This is a genomic window from Cobetia sp. (genome assembly GCF_983723665.1).
Map to the genome: position 1 here is coordinate 6,438 of NZ_CFDJES010000085.1, position 1,690 is coordinate 8,127.

The 1,690-nt window shown below is 61.4% G+C and carries 1 protein-coding gene; it reads right to left on the reverse strand.

The features are described 5' to 3' along the window. Positions 1 to 9: 9 nt before the first annotated feature. A complete protein-coding gene (locus AC4FAH_RS09775) occupies positions 10 to 1,353 on the reverse strand; it encodes an ABC transporter substrate-binding protein (RefSeq protein WP_107335189.1) in 1,344 nt (447 codons plus the stop codon). Positions 1,354 to 1,690: the final 337 nt, after the last annotated feature.

Sequence of the window (1,690 nt, forward strand, 5' to 3'; positions counted from 1 at the left end):
TGGATCAGATCAGTAACCCGACTGGCGCATGGTGCGCTCGGTGGAACGCTGGGCGGAGGACAGTGCCTGCTCGACCGACATCTGGCCGGCCAGCGCCGCGGCGATCATCTGACCCACCTGGGTACCGATGGACTGGAATTCCGGAATGGTCACCATCTGCACGCCGACATAGGGCACCGGCTCAAGCGTCGGGTCAGTCGGGTCGGCACTGGTGATGGCGTCCATCACGAAGCCGGCGAAGGGTGCGGCGTCCTTGTAGGACTGGTTCTCGTAGGTGGAGACACGGGTGCCCGGCGGGATGCTGGCCCAGCCTTCACGCTCGCCGACCAGGTTCACGTATTCCTGGGAAGTGGCCCAGGTGATGAAGGTCTGGGCGGCATCCTTGGACTTGGAGGATTCCGGAATCGCCAGCGCCCAGGACCACAGCCAATGCGAGCCCTTCTCCGTCTTGGCGATCGGTGCCGGTGCGAAGCCCAGCTTGTCGGCCACGGAAGATTCCTTCGGGTTGTAGAGCTTGCCGGCCGCCGAGGTAGCATCGACCCACATGCCGCACTTGCCGCTGGAGAACAATGCCAGGTTCTCGTTGAAGCCGTTGGAAGTCGCGCCCGGCGGGCCGTACTTGCCCATCATGTCGACGTAGAAGTTGATGGCCTCGCTCCAGGCCGGGGAATCCAGCTGCGGCTCCCACTCTTCATTGAACCAGCGGCCGCCGAAGCTGTTGACCATGGTGCCCAGCACCGCCATGTTCTCGCCCCAGCCCGGCTTGCCGCGCAGGCAGATACCGTAGACGCCTTCATCCGCGGAGTTGAGCTTGGCGGCCCAGTCATTGACCTGGCTCCAGGTCGGCTGCTCGGGCATCTCGATACCGGCCTGCTCGAAGAGGTCCTTGCGGTAGTAGAGCATGGAGCTTTCGCCATAGAACGGCAGCGCGTAGAGGCCCTTCTTCTCGCCTTCGGTCACGCTCAGACCATCACGCACCGGCTTGATCAGGTCATCGACCTGATAGTCCTCCGGCAGGTTGTCGAGCTTGGTCAGCCAGCCATGCTTGGCCCAGATGGGCACTTCATAGGTGCCGATGGTCATGACGTCGAACTGGCCACCCTGGGTCGCCACATCGGTGGTCAGACGCTGGCGCAGCACGTTCTCTTCCAGAACCACCCAGTCGAGGGTGATGTCCGGATGCGCCTTCTCGAATTCGCTGGTCAGGCTCTGCATGACCACCATGTCGGCGTTGTTGACGGTCGCGACGGTGATGGTCTCAGCGCTGACCTGAGCGCTGAGCGGCGCCAGGGCAGCGACACTGGCGAGCGAGAGCAGATGACGGCGGGACTTGGTGATGTGAGGTAGGCGCATGAGGGCACTCCATCGGGGCGTTATTGGCATTGTTCTTTTCGAGGGCAGCGGCGCCTTGGGCACCGATACCTTCCCATCAACCGGCTTGGTGAACGGATGTCCTGGCGAGACATCGCGACGCAAACACGTTCGATCAAAACGTCATTCAGTGAACAAATGATCGGATCAGACCCGTGAAAAAGCAAACCCTGAAGCGCTATACCTTGGGCTATACAACCTTGGGATCTGATCCTTTGGGTGTAGGCCACAAGGCGGCATGGCCACTGAGCTTGCGTGCAATTCAGCATAGACAGATATTAGCGTTAAACGAAACAACGCAGGCCACGATTGCCGCCCC

Coding starts and splice junctions, on each gene's coding strand:
- AC4FAH_RS09775 (WP_107335189.1), bottom strand. CDS start 1,353: ATGCGCCTACCTCACATCACCAAGTCCCGCCGTCATCTGCTCTCGCTC.